This is a genomic window from Helicobacter sp. 10-6591, from assembly GCF_003288805.1.
Taxonomy (GTDB): Bacteria; Campylobacterota; Campylobacteria; order Campylobacterales; family Helicobacteraceae; genus Helicobacter_F.
The window spans coordinates 1-14,265 of record NZ_NHYK01000002.1 but is presented as its reverse complement, the minus strand read 5'-3'; the positions used below and the strand labels follow the sequence as shown (position 1 = coordinate 14,265).

13 protein-coding genes are annotated in these 14,265 nt (G+C 39.9%); 8 read left to right on the top strand and 5 right to left on the bottom strand.

Annotated features, from left to right (window positions below; translation table 11 throughout):
• Positions 1-10: 10 nt before the first annotated feature.
• From CCY97_RS00815 to CCY97_RS00800, 4 genes are read right to left on the bottom strand one after another with little or no spacing between them, the layout of a single operon-like run.
• A complete protein-coding gene (locus CCY97_RS00815) occupies positions 11-1,594 on the bottom strand; it encodes a phospholipase D family protein (protein ID WP_112063598.1) in 1,584 nt (527 codons plus the stop codon).
• A gap of 18 nt (positions 1,595-1,612) precedes the next feature.
• Positions 1,613-2,878 (bottom strand): glycosyltransferase, encoded by a 1,266-nt coding sequence (locus CCY97_RS00810; RefSeq protein ID WP_112063597.1) that lies wholly within the window; start codon positions 2,876-2,878, stop codon positions 1,613-1,615.
• A gap of 37 nt (positions 2,879-2,915) precedes the next feature.
• Complete coding sequence (locus tag CCY97_RS00805) at positions 2,916-6,047, bottom strand: multidrug efflux RND transporter permease subunit (protein WP_181562773.1); 3,132 nt, start codon at positions 6,045-6,047, stop codon at positions 2,916-2,918.
• A gap of 10 nt (positions 6,048-6,057) precedes the next feature.
• Positions 6,058-7,188: an efflux RND transporter periplasmic adaptor subunit gene (locus tag CCY97_RS00800; protein ID WP_181562772.1), complete on the bottom strand. Its 1,131-nt coding sequence runs from the start codon at positions 7,186-7,188 to the stop codon at positions 6,058-6,060.
• 219 nt (positions 7,189-7,407) lie between these two features.
• Here CCY97_RS00800 and rplU point away from each other — a divergent pair, with 219 nt between their 5' ends.
• The 7 genes from rplU (at position 7,408) to glyQ (ending at position 13,046) form a co-directional block, all read left to right on the top strand.
• Positions 7,408-7,722, top strand: a complete 315-nt coding sequence (rplU, locus tag CCY97_RS00795) for a 50S ribosomal protein L21 (protein ID WP_112063595.1) — start codon at positions 7,408-7,410, stop codon at positions 7,720-7,722.
• 18 nt (positions 7,723-7,740) lie between these two features.
• The gene (gene rpmA, locus CCY97_RS00790) at positions 7,741-7,995 is read left to right on the top strand and encodes a 50S ribosomal protein L27 (protein WP_112063594.1); all 255 of its coding nucleotides are present in this window, start codon (positions 7,741-7,743) and stop codon (positions 7,993-7,995) included.
• 141 nt (positions 7,996-8,136) lie between these two features.
• A complete protein-coding gene (gene obgE, locus CCY97_RS00785) occupies positions 8,137-9,141 on the top strand; it encodes a GTPase ObgE (RefSeq protein WP_112063593.1) in 1,005 nt (334 codons plus the stop codon).
• A gap of 131 nt (positions 9,142-9,272) precedes the next feature.
• Positions 9,273-11,060, top strand: coding sequence for a pyruvate/oxaloacetate carboxyltransferase (locus CCY97_RS00780; RefSeq protein ID WP_112063592.1), 1,788 nt, complete (start codon positions 9,273-9,275; stop codon positions 11,058-11,060).
• Positions 11,061-11,131: 71 nt separating this feature from the next.
• Positions 11,132-11,626, top strand: a complete 495-nt coding sequence (gene purE / locus CCY97_RS00775) for a 5-(carboxyamino)imidazole ribonucleotide mutase (protein ID WP_112063591.1) — start codon at positions 11,132-11,134, stop codon at positions 11,624-11,626.
• 1 nt (position 11,627) lies between these two features.
• Positions 11,628-12,146, top strand: a complete 519-nt coding sequence (locus tag CCY97_RS00770) for a DUF3972 domain-containing protein (protein WP_112063590.1) — start codon at positions 11,628-11,630, stop codon at positions 12,144-12,146.
• Positions 12,147-12,164: 18 nt separating this feature from the next.
• Positions 12,165-13,046, top strand: a complete 882-nt coding sequence (gene glyQ, locus CCY97_RS00765; protein ID WP_112063589.1) for a glycine--tRNA ligase subunit alpha — start codon at positions 12,165-12,167, stop codon at positions 13,044-13,046.
• On the opposite strand, the gene CCY97_RS00760 is transcribed toward glyQ, so the two are convergent.
• A complete protein-coding gene (locus CCY97_RS00760; protein ID WP_112063588.1) occupies positions 13,043-13,648 on the bottom strand; it encodes a YgjP-like metallopeptidase domain-containing protein in 606 nt (201 codons plus the stop codon). The genes glyQ and CCY97_RS00760 overlap by 4 nt on opposite strands.
• Before the next feature lie 60 nt (positions 13,649-13,708).
• Between CCY97_RS00760 and rplI the strand changes: the two genes are divergently transcribed.
• Positions 13,709-14,155, top strand: coding sequence for a 50S ribosomal protein L9 (rplI, locus tag CCY97_RS00755; protein WP_112063587.1), 447 nt, complete (start codon positions 13,709-13,711; stop codon positions 14,153-14,155).
• Positions 14,156-14,265 lie beyond the last annotated feature (110 nt).

Below are 14,265 nucleotides of genomic sequence, written 5' to 3'. Positions count from 1 at the left end.
TTTCACGCATTCAAAGTTGGCTTTCAGGCAGGATTTTTGAAAACCATTTGATGATTTTAAGCATTATGCTTGCATTTGGGTCGCTTTTGTGAATCTCAAACTCCCTTTTGTTGTTATAGCCTTTCCAATATGTCTTATCATCTATGCGCCATATTTGCCAAGAATCTGCCATTTGCTCTTGGATATCATGCTTTGTTTTTTTGGCAAACTCCTCGTTTTCAAACACCACTACAGATTCTGTATTGAGATTGTCTGATCGTGCATCCATATTAAAGCTTCCAATCCAAGTGATATACGAATCAAAAACAATGCTTTTGCTGTGCAAACTCGCCCCTGCACTAGAGTGTAATTTAGAGCGGACATTGGCTTTCTTGCTTTTGCCCTCATATTGGTACTCATAGATGCGCACGCCATTGTTTGCTAATCTATCACGGTAACGCTCCCATGCTCCATAGACTAATATGGAATCTGTGGAGCTTAGAGAGTTTGTAAGAACGCTCAGTTTGATATTGTCTTTAGCAAGTGTCTCTAGAGTTTTGCTTGCTTCATTGCCCGGGACGAAATATGCCGCTGCTATGCAGATTTCATTTTTTGTATGTTTGAGAATCTCTTTTAAAGCATCAGAGATTGGACGCGCAGAATCGCCATGTATTTTTGAAGGAGAGTCTGCTATAAAGCTAGCTTTTCCCCATGTAAGTTCGAATTTTTTGTTTTTGTAGTTTTGGAGGAAATTATTGAGCAATTCTTCATATTGCTCGAATTCTTGCGGGTATTTTTGGATGCTTTGCATACCTTTGAGTATGTTCTTTTGGTAGCTCTTCATTGTGCGTTTTGATGGTAGAAGATAGGCTGGGATTGAGTTTTCAAACTGCCAGTAAAGAGCAAAATTCTCACTTGCTTTTTTTGCTACATCTCCTAAGAAAATCGCATCAGTATCAGCAAAGTTTGTTTTCAAATCGCTATCGAAGTAGTTGTCTGCGACATTGCGACCGCCAATAATTAGCGCTATGTTATCAACGACAAAAATTTTGTTATGCATCCTGTGATTGATTCGCTTGAAATCATAGACCATCTCTGGTAGTCGCAAGAATCTCGAGCGGTTTTTGTAGGGATTGAAAATCTTTACTTCGATATTGTCATGAGAATCCAAAGTAATAATGTCTGAAAAGTCAGAATCTAGCCCATTGTCATCGATGAGAATTTGGATTTTGACACCACGATTTGCAGCTTTCCATAGCTCGTAAATAAAGAGTTTTGAGGAAATCTCATCTTTGTAAATATAGCTTTGTAACAGAATGCTTTTTTGTGCTATGCGAGTTAAGGCTATGCGATGCAAGAGTGCTTGTGTGCCGTCAGTCACAAGAATCGCACCACTTAAACCTTTGTGTTTTTTTAATGCATCTTTGTATATTTTTCCTATGAGTGTTTCATGAGATTCAAATGGAGGGATTTGTATGCTTTTTGGTGCGCGAGATGGATCCAAATCTTTGAGATTAACCACCACAGAGGAACAGCCTGCATACATAAAAAGAGTAGACACAAGCAGTACGAGAATATTCGTGGAATTAAAAATATATTCACCAATAAAGCTCAAAAGATTCTCCTTGAGTAATCAGCAATTGTCAAAAAGCAGGAATTTGAGGTTATGTATATATCGTATTTTTTTTGGCTGGCGGTGGAGATCGTTTACAAACCAGCGCAAAATAGTAGGTTTTGGAATTGTAAAAATTGCGAGCTTGTCTTTGATCTTTAGTGGATCAATTTTGAGTGAGGTCTTAAAAATTTGCAAACAACTCAATGTCGTCTGTGTGAAAAAATCCTTGTAATTTTGCGTCCATTGCTTATCTTGCTTTGCATTCTCTTGATAGAACTCCCAGATTTTTGAGGCTATGATACAGTAGCAATACGCCTTAAAATATATGCGCAAGTCTTTATAATTGTCAAAAAATGGTTGGAGTGCTTTGAGATTATCAGGAAGGTTTGGTGGAAAGTCTTTGTGGTACTGGCTTGAGCTTATAGAGTACGCATGACCGCGGTAGATATACAAGGCTTGGTTTGTATAGCCCACCCTTTGTGCCAAGACAAAAAGTAGAGTGCCAAAGTCATGGTCTTCGTGGTAGATTCTAGGAGTAAATCGAAGTTTATAGCGATTAAGGATTTGAGAATCAAAGCATCCCTGCCATGCGAAATAAAAATCATAGAGTTTGTTTTGCGCTAAGAGTTCCAATCCACTCTCATAGCTATCTTTTGGGACATTCTTAAAGACTCCAAGTCTTTGGTTATATGTGAATTGCCTATTTTTTTCATTATAGATTGCAAGGTTATGCACACAAATCTCTAGTTTTTGCTCTCTTATCAGTTTCACACATTCTGCAATGCATTGAGAGTGCAAATAATCATCAGAATCCACAAAGTGGATAAGCCGCTTTGGTAGTTCTTGGATAAGCAGTTCATTGATATTTTGGATTTTTGATTTAATAAAATTCGGAGTGACTTGTTCAAAATTTTGTTCCAACTCATTTACCGCAATAAAGCTTTGTGTTGTTTGGAAAGTATTGGTTTTGCTAAAAGATGGAATATCTGTTTTTTGGCCATTTTCAAAAAAATCGCGCAAAGGTGTATTTTTGATAAATTCTAAGCCTGTATTGCGTGCATTGCTAAGACCAAAATTTGGTATGGATACAAGAAATATACGATTATCTTTGCGTGCATATTCTTGGGCTATTTGCAGACTCTCATCGGTACTCCCATCATTTATAAGCACAATGTCAATGTTTGTGTATGTTTGATTAATAATACTTTCAAGACATTCTTTGAGGTAGGCTTGCACATTATAAATTGGTACTATGATAGAAACAAGAGGAGTTGTATCGTGCATATTTTCCCTGCCATATTTTGCTAAGGCGACTGTAGCATTAACTGCTTTTGTTTTCTATTTTGGATTCTTTTATCCACTCGCTTAGACGTGCGAAGTAGCTCCAAAAGAGTGGGATAAAGAATGTCGCAATAAAAGTCGCTGCAAGCATTCCGCCAATCACGCCTGTGCCAATGGCATGTCTGCTAGCCGCACCCGCACCGCTACTAAGCGCAAGAGGCAATACACCGATACTAAAAGCAAGTGAAGTCATCACAATAGGACGAAATCTTAACCGCGCTGCTTTTATGGCTGCTTCTGGAATTGTTTTGCCTTCGTTTTCGCGTATATGCATGGCAAATTCCACAATCAAAATGGCGTTTTTCGCCGCAAGCGCGATAAGTGTTACAAGCCCAACTTGGAAATAAATATCATTGCTTAATCCACGCAAATAAGTCGCTAATGTCGCACCAAACACCGCAAAAGGCACTGCCGTAAGCACAGCTAGTGGCATAAGCCATCGCTCATACTGCGCACTTAGGATAAGGAACACAAACACAAGCCCAAATACAAATGCGAGCATACCTGTGCCACTGGCATTTTTCTCTTGATAAGAAGTACCGGTATAGGCTATCGTGTAGCCTTCAGGTAGAACCTCTTGTGCCACTTCCTCTAGGGCTTTGAGCGCGTCACCACTGGAAAATCCGGGCTTTGGATCGCCCATGAGCTTTGCGCCGGTGAAAAGATTAAACCTATCTAGCACATCAACACCCACAATGCGCTCAAAACTCACAAGCGAACTGATCGGCACAAGCGCACCACTTGAGGACTTTACAAAAACCTGACTTAAATCCTCTGGAGATTCTCTAAAGTTGCTCTCTGCTTGCACATACACTTTATAAGTGCGCCCATAGAGGTTAAAGTCATTTGCGTAGTAATTCCCAAAAGTGCTTTGCATTGTGGAAAACACATCATCAACATTGACATTGAGCGCTTTTGCTTTGTCTCTATCAAGTGTTATGCGATATTGCGGGATATTGGCATCAAGCAATGTGCGCACCATGGAGATTTCTGGACGTTTGGCTAATTCAGAAACAAGCAAATGCGCGTATTTCTCTAGATCCTGTAGTTTTCCGCCTGTGCGGTCTTGCAAATACGCTTCAAAGCCTCCTGTAAGTGATAATCCCATAATCGCTGGGGGATTTAGCACAAAGCCTATCGCATCAAGATTTGTATTAAGCGCGCCTGTGAGCATTCTAGCGGTTGTAAAAGAGCTATTTGCCTCGCCTTTGCGCTCACTCCAATCTTTAAGCTTTGTAAACATTACCGCGCTACTTGTGCGCTGTGCGGAAGAAAGCATATCATAGCCCGCAATTAGCATAATGGTTTTAACATTTGGATTGCTTTTAATCAAATCCACTGCTTGTATTCCCACATCTGTGGTGCGTGAAAGCGCACTTGCAGGCGGAAGTTGCAAGAATCCCATGAGCGAGCCTTTATCCTCTGCGGGCACAAGTCCAGTTGGAAGTTTGAGTAATAATTCAAAAGTTGCGATTAAAATCGCTGCAAATACGAGCAAATACCACACGCCACGTTTGATTGACTTTGCGACATTTTGCGTGAAGTGATAGCTTAACCAGTCAAAGACTTCATTAAATTTGCGCACGAGATAAAATGGCTTTGGCTCTTTTGCTTTGAGAATCGACACGCAAAGTGCGGGCGTGAGTGTGAGCGCGACAAAACCTGAAATCACCACAGAAATAACAATCGTTACAGCAAACTGCTTGTAAATCTCCCCGCTAAAGCCCCCGATAAACGCCACAGGGATAAACACAGAGCTAAGCACAAGCACAATGGCAATCAATGGACTTTGTATCTCATTCATCGCTTCAATTGTAGCTTCTTTGACGCTTACCTTTTTTTCATGTAAGATTCTCTCCACATTTTCTACCACGATAATGGCATCATCTACCACAATCCCAATTGCCAAAATAAGCCCAAAGAGTGAAAGCAAATTGATTGAGAATCCGAGCAAATACATTCCTCCAAATGCACCGATGATTGAAACAGGGATTGCAATCACGGGGATAAGTGTTGCGCGGAAATTTTGCAGGAAAAAGTAGATGATAATCACCACAAGCACAATAGCTTCAATGAAAGTTTTTATCACTTCTTTCACAGAAATTGAAATAAACTCTGTCGGGTCATATGCCTTTGCAAAATGCAAGCCCTCTGGGAATCTCTGGCTTAATTCAATCATTTTCTTTTCTACTGCAGTAGAAACTTCTAGCGCGTTTGCACCGGGTTGGGCGAAGATTCCAAAGGCACTTGAGGTTTTGCCATTAAAAGAAGCATTTACACCATAATCTGCCCCACCTAGCTCAACTCGTGCCACATCTTTTAAGCGCAATGCTGAGCCATCGGGATTTGAGCGCACAATGATATTTCCAAACTCTTCAGGTTTAATAAAACGTCCTTGCGTAGTCGCTGCATAGGTAAAAGCGACTTCCTTGCGCACAGGCTCTTTACCAAAGCTTCCCAGTGCAAATTGCGCGTTTTGCTCTTGTATAACCCTTGTAATTTCTGCGGGGGTGAGGTTGTTTTGCGATAATTTGTCTAAATCAAGCCAAACGCGCATAGAATAGTCATTTGACCCAAACGCATTGACATCTCCCACACCGGGGATTCTCTTTAAATCATCAATGATATTTATCGACGCATAGTTTGCGATGAAAATCGCATCATGATTTGGATTGTCCGAATACAGCGTATAAACGCCCAAAATTGTAGAGCTACGCTTACGTACGGTAACACCTGTGCGTTGCACTTCTGTAGGAAGTGTGGCAAGCACAGCCTGCACGCGGTTATTGACATTCACCGTTGCCATATCTGGGTTTGTGTCATTGCTAAAAGAAACACTTATCCTCACGCTACCACTTGAGCTTGAGCTTGATTTGATGTAAATCATTCCTTCCACGCCATTAATGCTATTTTCTAGCACATTTGCCACGGTGTTTGCGATGGTTTCTGCATCTGCGCCGTTATAGTTTGCGCTTACCATAACTTCAACGGGTGTAACTTGTGGATATTCCTCTACTGGTAGGGTAAAAATTGAGATGGCACCAACGATTGTAATGATGATAGAAAGCACCATAGAAAATACAGGGCGATTGATAAAAAATCGTGAGATCACACCACCCTCCTTACAGAGCTTGGATAAGCTGGGAAGGTTGAGAAGGTAATTGGGTTACATCCATTCCGGGGCGGATTTTGCTTAAGTTTGTTGTGATAATAACATCGCCACTTTTCAAGCCACTTGGGATAAGGATCTCAGCATTTTTAAGAATCTTGCCCAAAATGACGCTTTGTTTTTTTACCTTACCATCATCATAGAGATACACAAAGCTTCCTTCTTTGTCTTGTAAAAGCGCACTTTGTGGAATTGCGATAGAATCTTTGGCTTCAAAACCTTTGAGATTCACACGCACAAGCTCATTTGGCAGAAGTTTAAAATTATCATTCCCCACAACCGCTCGCGCTTTGACCGAAAGCGTTTGAGAATCTAGCACACTATCGATAAAATCAAGTTTTCCGATTTCCTCATGCACCTTACCATTTCCTATCACAACCTCCACGCTTACATTTGCATTATTCAAATCTCTAATGTAATAAAAATCTGCACTAGGGATTGCAAACTCCGCATAAATAGGGCTTAGTTGGGTTATGGTTGTAAGGATATTGTTATTTCCTTGCCCCACGAGATTCCCTACATCTACTTGACGCATTCCTGTCCTACCTGAAATATTTGCCACTACATTGGTATAGCTTAAGTCCACCAAAGCATCATTAAGGCTTGCTTGTGCGTTTGAGACATCTGCTTGGGCTACTTGGTAGTTATAAAGCGAGGCATCGTAAGTATCTACAGTTATTGCACCTTGTTTGTAGAGCCGTTTTGTGCGTTGCCAATCGCGTGTAGCTTTTGTAAGCTGAGCTTGTGCGCTCTGGAGTTGTGCTTTTGCACTGTTCATTTTATTTTTGTAAGTCGTAGGATCGATTTTAAAAAGCGTATCACCCTTTTTGACAAACTCGCCTTCTTTGAAATTTTTTGCAAGCAGTATCCCCTCTACACGTGCATAGATTTCCACACTTTGAGGGGACTTTAATCTTGCTGGATATTCAAAGTTTAAAGCTACATCTTGGGAGGTTATTGTTTGTGTGGCGACAAGTATAGGTGATTTTTTGGGCTGTTCTTGGGTTTGTGTTTGTGTATCGCAGGCTAATAATCCAATACTAATCAATACCATTTTGCTAAATTTTAAGATTCCGCATTTCATAATGAATCTGTTCCTTGAGCAAGAGAAATTACTTAACAAAGAATTTAGATGCTGCTTGATCGTACCATAATGTTGCTTTAATGAAAGCGTGATAAATATTCCAAAAATCATCTCACCCTTGTAAATTGCTTAAAGTTTGTCTTAGATTTTTTAGTATAGAATGCCCGCTTTTGTTCTTAATACAAAGGAATATTTCAAACTTCTCAAGGGAATGTATTTATGTATGCAATATTTAAAAATGGAGGCAAACAATACAAGGTGAGCGAAGGCGATATTGTGTTGCTTGATCGCTTGAAACTTGAACCAAAATCAAAAATAGAGTTGGGTGAAATTTTAGCATTGCATGATGGGAAGGAGCTAAGGTTTGGTACCCCGATTCTTTTGGGGGCTAAAATAGAGGTGGAAGTAATCAATCATGGCAGAGCCAAAAAAGTCGTTACTTTTAAAAAGCGTAGGCGAAAGGATAGTAAGACAAAACGTGGTTTTAGAAGGGATTTTACACGAGTAAGAATCCTCAAAATCAATCATCAATAGATTTTTAAGGAGTAGCGTATGGCACATAAAAAAGGACAAGGAAGTACACAGAATAATCGTGATTCTGCAGGTCGTCGCTTAGGAGTGAAAAAGTTTGGTTCGGAGTTTGTACGAGCTGGGAATATTATTATTCGACAACGTGGCACGAAAGTGCATCCAGGAGAAAATGTAGGGATGGGTAAGGATCATACGATTTTCGCCCTCATTGATGGTGTGGTTAAATTCACCCAAAAAACAAAAGAACGCAAGAAGGTCTCTGTTATCCCTCTTTAAGCTTTGTGTATCTCACAAATACCATGAACAACTAGTTTTATCCCTCCCCCACTTGTTTGTATAGTCCCAAATTCCTTTTAGACCTTATCTAACAGAGACGAGGTCTTGTTCAAATCAAATCAGAATCTGGAGTAGAGCAGTATGTTTGTGGATAGCACAGATATCTTCATTTCTTCTGGTAATGGCGGTGCAGGAGCAGTGAGTTTTCGCAGAGAAAAATTTGTTACTGCTGGCGGACCTGATGGTGGCGATGGAGGGAAGGGAGGCGATGTCATTTTTGAGGTTGATAGCCACACAAATACACTTGCAAGGTTTCGTGGAATAAAGCACCATAAAGCTAAGAATGGCCAGCCGGGCAAGCCAAAAAACTGCAAAGGCAAAGATGGAGAGGATTTGATTATTAAGGTTCCGTTGGGAACGCAGATTCTAGATTTTAGAAACAAAGAATTACTAGCAGATTTATGTAAGCCAGATATGCACATAAAGCTTCTAAACGGTGGCAAAGGGGGACTAGGCAATACCCATTTTAAAAGTGCGACAAACCAAGCACCTACCTATGCTCAAAAGGGTACACAAGGACAAACAATCCATATCCAATTAGAACTTAAACTCATTGCTGATGTGGGGCTTGTAGGCTATCCAAATGTGGGTAAATCTAGCCTCATTTCCACTCTCTCTAATGCGAGGCCAGAAATAGCAAATTATGAATTTACGACGCTTACACCCCATCTTGGAGTAGTTGAGGTTGATATGCTGTACTCTTTTGTTATGGCAGATATTCCCGGTATAATTGACGGTGCTAGCGAGGGCAAGGGCTTAGGGTTGAGATTTTTAAAACATATTGAACGAGTGAAATTCCTACTTTTTGTGCTTGATAGCACAGATTCTAATCCTGTAACACGATTTGAAAGTCTCTGTATGGAACTACAAAAATTTTCTGCAGAACTTAAAAATCGCGCATTTGGTATTGTCTTAAGTAAGATAGATATTTTAGATTCCAAGCAGGATATCCAAGATATAAAAGCCAAATTATCCGCCTGCGCTCCTAAAGCAAGTTTTATTTTAGAAGTTTCTTCCATTGCCCATGTTGGCACAAAGGATCTCGTTTTTGCAATTGCTGATTCTCTTAAAGCAATAGATTCCTGAGTCAAGATTACTGGATTCAAACGCTAAAAGGGAATATATCTGGGATCTGGGTCTCTTTTAGAGTGCAAAAATCTATAAAAAAGGTTAAGTATAATAGAAGCTATAAAAGCCCAAAGAGAAAGGATAATAAAATGATAAGGATCACAGAAAATTCTTTGCGCGATGGGAATCAATCACTTCTAGCTACGAGAATGCGCACAGAGGATATGTTAGAGGCAGCTAAGTTGTTTGAGCAAGTGGGGTTTTATAGTGTGGAAGTTTGGGGTGGTGCTACTTATGATGCATGTTTGCGTTATACCAAAGAAGATCCGTTTGAGCGCTTGCATACCTTAAAAGCTATTTTCAAAACGACCCCATTGCAATGTCTTGTGCGCGGACAGAATCTCATAGGTTATCGACACTATGCTGATGATGTAGTGAGGGAATTTATCAAGCTCAGTGCTCAAGCGGGTATGGATATTTTTAGGATATTCGATGCTTTCAATGACGCACGTAATCTCACAACTTGCATAGAATCTGTAAAAAAACACAACAAACATGCCCAAGGAGCAATATGCTACACGACTTCGCCTGTGCATTCTACAAAAGGCTTTGTGGAATATGCCAAGACAATGGTAAAGATGGGCTGTGATTCTATTGCTATCAAAGATATGGCTGGTTTGATTACCCCATTCAAAGCCTATGAGTTAGTGAAGGCTCTTAAAGAGGAAATTGGGGTTATGTTGAGCTTTCATGCGCATTGTACTGCTGGATTTGCTTTTGGGTCACATCTTAAGGCCTTAGAAGCCGGGGCTGATGTGTTGGATTTGGCAAATTCTGCACTGAGTGAAGGCACAAGCCATCCTTGTACGCAGTCAATGATTGCCACATTAAGAGGTACCCAATACGACAGTAAGCTAAAGTTAGAACCTCTTGAGCAAGCAAGTGAGATTTTACGCAAAGCTCGCAAGAAGTATGCGAAGTTTGAATCTGTGTATAACCAAATTGATACCAGAGTATTGCTCTCTCAGATTCCGGGTGGAATGATTTCAAATATGGCAAACCAACTCAAAGAGCAAAATGCACTTGGTCGCATGGAGGAGGTCATGGCAGAGATTCCTCGTGTGAGAGAGGACTTTGGGTTTGTACCTTTGGTTACACCATCAAGCCAAATTGTCGGGACACAGGCAGTGCTTAATGTACTCTTAGGCGAACGTTACAAAACAATAACGACTGAAACTCGCAATGTAATCAAAGGATTATATGGGGCGACGCCTGCTCCTATTTCTGAGGCTTTAATCAAACAAATACTAGAAGATGAGCAGCCAAACACTAAGCGCCCTGCAGATTTACTCCAAGATGAATTACCAAAGGCCAGAGAAGAATCTAAGGATTTCGCAAAAAGCCCAACGGATGTGATTTCGTATGCGATTTTTGGCAGCATTGCTAAGAGCTTTTTTATTGAACGTAATGAGAATAGATTGCAACCAGAGAGTTTGGAGTATTTTGAGGATAAAGGTGTAGATACGCTACCCAAGGACTTTGTGATTACTGTCAACGGAGAGCAGTATGAAATCAAGATTGAGGGAAGCGGAGAGAAGAGTGGTGGGGTTCGTCCATTTTTTATACGTATGGATGGCGAGTTGCGTGAAGTATATGTGGAGACAAAGGATAAAACAAAAAAGGCTATTTTCAAGAATTCTAATGGTTTGCCACAAGCTACTTGCGCAGGACATGCTACAAGCCCAATGCCAGGAACACTTACAAAACTGAAAGTAAAAGTTGGTGATAGCGTGAAAGTTGGCGATACACTTGCGATTGTTGAAGCTATGAAAATGGAAAATGAAGTTTTGGCTCCATTAAATGGCGTGATAAAAGAGATTTATGCTCACGAAGGGATGCAGGTGGGTAGCAATATAGCAATTATGTTTATTGGCTAGATGTGATTTGTGTAATTTTTTAGGGGCATTGGCGGAATCGCAATTGCTTGGGTCGCAAAAAGGAGTTTGTGATGGATTTTGTTAGTATCATAATGGGCAGTAAAAGTGATGCAGGTATTATGAATGAGTGTGTAGAGGTTTTAAAAAAATTTGATGTGCCTTTTGAGATGATTATCTCATCTGCTCATAGATCGCCTGAGCGTACTAAAGAATATGTCAAAGATGCGCAGAATCGTGGTGCGCAAGTTTTCATTGCAGCAGCTGGTATGGCCGCACATTTAGCTGGAAGTATTGCAGCACTCACTACAAAACCTGTACTTGGTGTGCCACTAGCTGGAGGCGCTCTTGATGGATTAGATTCTTTGCTTTCGACTGTGCAAATGCCTAGTTCTATGCCTGTTGCTACGCTTACTATCGGTAAAGCAGGTGCTATTAATGCGGCGTATTTGGCTATGCAAATTTTAAGTTTGAAAAACGATGAACTTGCAGGCAAACTCATACAAGATCGTGTGATGAAAGCCAAAAAAGTGGAGCTAGATTCTTTAGAAATTGAAGTAAGGATATAAAATGAGTGGTTTACAAGGAAATAAAGAACTTACAATAAGCACTGCCGATGCATCTTGGATTAGTTTGGAAGAATTTATCAAGCTCTCTGCTTTGCCTGAAGATAAGGTACGCTCACTTATAGAATCTGGTACGATCATGAGCAAAAAAGAAGGCGAGAATATTTTCATAGATGCAAGCAGTGGAACTTCTGCATTAGTCAAACGCGTAGAATATACGCTTATTGGTTCTGATACTAGCGGACAAACGCTTGATCCTGTATTTGTAGAAAAAACTATCTCGACAATTTTGAGTCTGCATGATAAGGTTATTGCAAGTAAAGATGAGACAATCAGTGCGTTTAAAAATGAAAATTCATTCCTCAAAGAAGCCTTAATGTCTATGCAAGAAGTGTATGATGATGACAAAAAAACCATGGAAGTTTTACGTGATGAACTAGCAAACGCACGCGAGGAAGTGGAGTTTATAAAAAAGAAGTACCGGCTTATGTGGGGTAGAGTTAGCAATATGAGTGGAAAGTAAATTTAAGTAAGGATATATGTGCATAGCTTCTCAGATATTCTATTAACTTTGCAAGAGTTTTGGAAAAGCCAAGGTTGTCTTATCGTCCAGCCTTATGATATTCCTTCTGGAGCGGGGACATTCCATCCATTTACCTTATTAAGGAGTTTGGATTCTACTCCTTGGAGTGTAGCTTATGTGGCTCCTTCTCGTCGTCCCACAGATGGACGGTATGCAGAGAATCCAAATCGCTTAGGCAGTTATTATCAATTCCAAGTGCTTATCAAACCAAATCCAAACAATATACAGGATTTGTATTTGCAAAGCCTAGAGACTTTAAGGATTAATACCAAAGAGCATGATGTACGTTTTGTTGAAGATAATTGGGAATCGCCTACATTGGGTGCATGGGGGCTTGGATGGGAAGTTTGGCTAGATGGAATGGAAGTCACACAATTTACTTATTTCCAGCAAGTAGGCGGGATTGTATGCGATCCTGTGGCCGTGGAGATTACGTATGGAGTGGAACGTTTGGCTATGTATATACAGGGCGTGGAAAATGTCTTTGATATTTTTTGGGGACGCAATGCTTTGGGAAAGAATCTTTATTACCGTGATGTACATAAAGAGAGTGAATTTGAGTTCAGTAAATACAATTTTGAAGCTGCAAATATACAAACTCTTTTTGGATTTTTTGAGTTAGCACAAAATGAAGCAAAGCATTGTTTGGATTCAAAACTTCCATTACCTGCATATGATTACGCAATGCTAGCAAGCCATTTTTTTAACGTGCTTGATGCAAGGAAGGCTATTTCTGTCGCACAAAGACAAAATTGTATTTTGCAGATTCGTGAATTAGCAAAGAACTGTGCGCTGCTTTATAAAGAGCAAGAACAAGAGCGTCAAGCACGTAAAAACTAGAATATTCTTGCAAGCATTCTTTTATAAATTTCTGCATTCTCACGCAGCATCTTGCGTCTGCATTTGTAATCTGGGCAAAACTCCTCAACAAGATTCCAAAAGTTTTTTGAATGATTTTTGTGTGTGATATGTGAGAGTTCGTGGATTACCACATATTCAATGCAATTTTTTGGAGCAAAACAAAGCATAAGCGAAAATTTGAGAAGATTCTTATTTGTACAAAGCCCAAAATAACTTTTTGCATTGGTGAGTTTTATGTCCTCATATCGTAAAGACATTTTATTGGCTAGCTCCGATGCATATTTGCAAATAAGATCTTTCAAGTCATTTGCGAGAATCTCTTTGGGGTTTGCAAATTTTGCAATATCAAGCCACTGACCGAAATACAGAATCTTTTGAGTTTGTGTAAGTTGGGAGAGTTCTCTTTCTTTTGTTTGTAAAAGCAAGATTTTGGATTCTATCCATTTGCGGTTTTGTTCGATAATCTGCTCGCAATGAGCATTGTTATAGTGCTTTGGTACACTCAAAATAACATTTTGGTGGTTTTTGATTCTTAACCGTATGCTCTTTTGGGATCGTTTGATAATGGTGATTTTCAGCATTTGAAACTTCGTTATAATTTTTTGCAAATTATACAGCGTGTCGGTTTTGAGGAGTTCGTAGTGAAAGTGTTGTTATTAGAAAATATACAGGGGTTAGGCAAGGCAGGGGAAGTTTGTGAGGTCAAAGATGGGTATGGACAGAATTTTCTTATAGCCAAAGGCAAAGCACAACTTGCTACAAATGAAGTTATTAATCGCTATAAGGCAAAGCAGAAGCAAGATGCAGAAAACAAAGCCCGAGCAATAGCACAACAAAAACAGCTAGCAGCTAGCCTACAAGAAATAAACCTGCTTTTGCACAAGAAAGTTGGCGTAAATAACACACTTTTTGGTGCTGTGACCAAAGATGAAGTAGCCCAAGCTCTAAATGAGCAGCTCAAAGTAGAAATTGACAAAAAATGCATAGTGATAAAAGAAGCTATAAAACATATAGGCAAGTTTCAGATCGAGGTCAAAATCGGCAATGGAATCAGTGCTGAGGTGTCTTTAGAAGTCAAGGGTTTGTAGGATTCTCTACAATCTTAATTTAAGCCTCCCCTGGTTACAATCCCACTCCCCTGTTCAATCCCAAAATCAAAGGACAACCAAAATGCTAGAAGGTATTATTAGAGAGAGTA

Excerpts from the sequence above, each read along its gene's own strand:
- CCY97_RS00810 (WP_112063597.1), bottom strand. The coding sequence starts at position 2,878 with ATGCACGATACAACTCCTCTTGTTTCTATCATAGTACCAATTTATAAT.
- CCY97_RS00800 (WP_181562772.1), bottom strand. The coding sequence starts at position 7,188 with ATGAAATGCGGAATCTTAAAATTTAGCAAAATGGTATTGATTAGTATT.
- rplU (WP_112063595.1), top strand. The coding sequence starts at position 7,408 with ATGTATGCAATATTTAAAAATGGAGGCAAACAATACAAGGTGAGCGAA.
- rpmA (WP_112063594.1), top strand. The coding sequence starts at position 7,741 with ATGGCACATAAAAAAGGACAAGGAAGTACACAGAATAATCGTGATTCT.
- obgE (WP_112063593.1), top strand. The coding sequence starts at position 8,137 with ATGTTTGTGGATAGCACAGATATCTTCATTTCTTCTGGTAATGGCGGT.
- CCY97_RS00780 (WP_112063592.1), top strand. The coding sequence starts at position 9,273 with ATGATAAGGATCACAGAAAATTCTTTGCGCGATGGGAATCAATCACTT.
- purE (WP_112063591.1), top strand. The coding sequence starts at position 11,132 with ATGGATTTTGTTAGTATCATAATGGGCAGTAAAAGTGATGCAGGTATT.
- CCY97_RS00770 (WP_112063590.1), top strand. The coding sequence starts at position 11,628 with ATGAGTGGTTTACAAGGAAATAAAGAACTTACAATAAGCACTGCCGAT.
- CCY97_RS00760 (WP_112063588.1), bottom strand. The coding sequence starts at position 13,648 with ATGCTGAAAATCACCATTATCAAACGATCCCAAAAGAGCATACGGTTA.